Below are 2360 nucleotides of genomic sequence, written 5' to 3' on the forward strand. Positions count from 1 at the left end.
TGTCGAACCAAAAAAATGGCAAAATATCCACCAAGCAAACCTAAATACGCTAAGATTTAAAACCTAGCAATCGACCTGCGGATTTAAGGTATTACTCTAAATATAGAAAATAGCAATTCGAAACAGCATCAATTGAAAGACGCAAACTCAATGTTCCTTCTTTAAGCCAAACTTTATCTTCCTGCATAAAATATAGTTCAATCGCGTCATTCCTTTGGTATTTCCTTTTCCGTTTTTTTAGAATACTCATCATACGGAAAAACCAAAAATCTTTCGTAAGGGGTTTTCATAAGTTCGTTCAACTCCCTATCCGACAAATCCCTCACTATAGGTAGAGTTTCCCCGTATTCTCGAGGAATGTTGCGTAAAAAATAGCGAATCTCCTGAAATTTATATCTATAGCCATCCTGTGAATTAGCATCTTCAACAACATGGCCTTTATAATAAGTGAGCTCCACCTCGCCATTGAAGTAGCGATTAACAGCAGTGGTTTTCACTATAGCAGGCAATCCCTCAGTCAAATCACATCCAACTAGATAATAATAAAAAACCACCTTACCACTCTTGATATACTTATCCGAGTTAGGGTTGATAGAATCGAGTGCACCAAATTTTTCAAGGCCATCCAGCATCAAAAGTTTGTTACCATCACTATCTTGTTTTAAATTAAATCGATCCAAGCGAATCTTAAGATTTAGTTCCGCGATGAAAGAAAGCATGGTAAGATAGGGCGACAACCATCCATTTTTTATTGGATATAACATAGCAGCACCACCAACTGGATATACCTTATTCTCCGTAGAATCATAATAGACTATATAACGTTCATCAAATGGAAAGTCTTTTGACCATAGGTCGAACGAAAGAGTATCTGAATAGGCAGGAATCTCCTTCCAGTTAATAGGCTCCCCCTTTTGATCGAAGGAAGACTCCTCGTTAACAAATCGATTGCCTTTCTTTGTTACCAAATAAAAATTTTGTAGGCTTAGTTTTGGTAAGGCACTAGAGGTTTCCTCTGGCCAGCGGCGAACATCCAAAATCATCTTGTAACTACCGTTGTCCATAGGTGGATTAAACAAAACCATACGAGGAGATCGATAAAATAAAATACTTGCCCCATCAATTTCGGCTATATCTCTTAACTTTAATACGGGGTTTACCTTCATTTTATAAAGAAGGAGTTCTAATTCCGTCTCTTCTTTAACAATTTTAACCACCTCCTTCGGAATAGGTGTGCATGCCGGAATCCACACACTTGATTGTTGTATCTGTGCCACGCCACAGATACCAGACAACAGCAAGAATTTTAATACTATTATAACACGACACATCATACTGCTAATTAATTTGTTATTTGTTTTTGCCCAAATGATCCACATACTCAATATACTTATTTTCCTCAGCACAAACCTCAGTATTCTCTGGATTGTTTTTCTCATGTGATGCGCCACAACTGCAAGCCCCATTATTGTTAAGCTCATCGCCTAATGAATAGTCTCTTTGCTGATTTGATTTCTTCCTTATAATCAACCATTTCAAACTATTATAAGTATTAACCATAGGATATTCAACATGACGCATCTCATGGGCAAGCTTCTGCAAAAAAATTAGGTTATCTGCCATTTTATCATAGTTCAAATAAATGACATTATGCTTACCCATAGTCATATATAATGTCGTTTCATCCCGTTTAACCTCATAGTACAACTCGTTCAAAAAATCATTAGTTATCAGCAAAATACTTTTCTTTGCAAAAGCGTCATGCAAAACCTTTGCCCTCTCCTCGCTTATCAACTTAATACGATTACACCAATTAGCAAACAATTCAGGTTCCTTATCTCCGCCATCTGTAATCATTTTTATGATTTTATTTTTCTCTTCACTACTAAATTTTCTTACCAATATTGCATCTTTTATAATGGTGGTAGGCTGAGGAGAGATAAATGTATTATTCAACTCATCAGTAAGATTGGCAAGAGAAAGCAATTCATAATCAGTTCTAAAAGTTCGATCAGGATCAGCAACACCATATGTAATCGTGTTTGCGCCACCCAATCTAAATTTATCAAAAGAACTCTTTTCAAGACTCACAGAAACTAAACCTGTTACACGATTGTACATGTTTGAATTTTTTATCTTTATCTCATTCAAAGAGTTAATAATTCGTTTTTCCTGCTTGGTTTTTACTCTATCACTAATATCTTCATGAAACGAATATGGAATTAAACCGTCTTGAATAGCTTCTACATTCTCATCTTGAATCAGGATGTAGATAAAACGGTCGAAGTTGTGCCACCCATTTCGGTTCAAGTTGTGCCAGGCGTTTCGGTCGAAGTTGTGCCACTTTTTTAGGTGCATTT

General features: G+C 36.2%; 2 protein-coding genes. Both read right to left on the reverse strand.

The window, feature by feature from the left end:
* Window positions 1-206: 206 nt before the first annotated feature.
* A complete protein-coding gene (locus BLS65_RS17585; RefSeq protein ID WP_212590594.1) occupies window positions 207-1334 on the reverse strand; it encodes a hypothetical protein in 1128 nt (375 codons plus the stop codon).
* Window positions 1335-1350: 16 nt separating this feature from the next.
* On the reverse strand, window positions 1351-2360 hold a 1010-nt coding region (locus tag BLS65_RS17590; protein ID WP_092441092.1), incomplete at its 5' end, for a hypothetical protein.

The organism is Williamwhitmania taraxaci (assembly GCF_900096565.1).
Classification (GTDB): Bacteria; Bacteroidota; Bacteroidia; order Bacteroidales; family Williamwhitmaniaceae; genus Williamwhitmania; species Williamwhitmania taraxaci.

Excerpts from the sequence above, each read along its gene's own strand:
- BLS65_RS17585 (WP_212590594.1), bottom strand. The coding sequence starts at position 1,334 with ATGATGTGTCGTGTTATAATAGTATTAAAATTCTTGCTGTTGTCTGGT.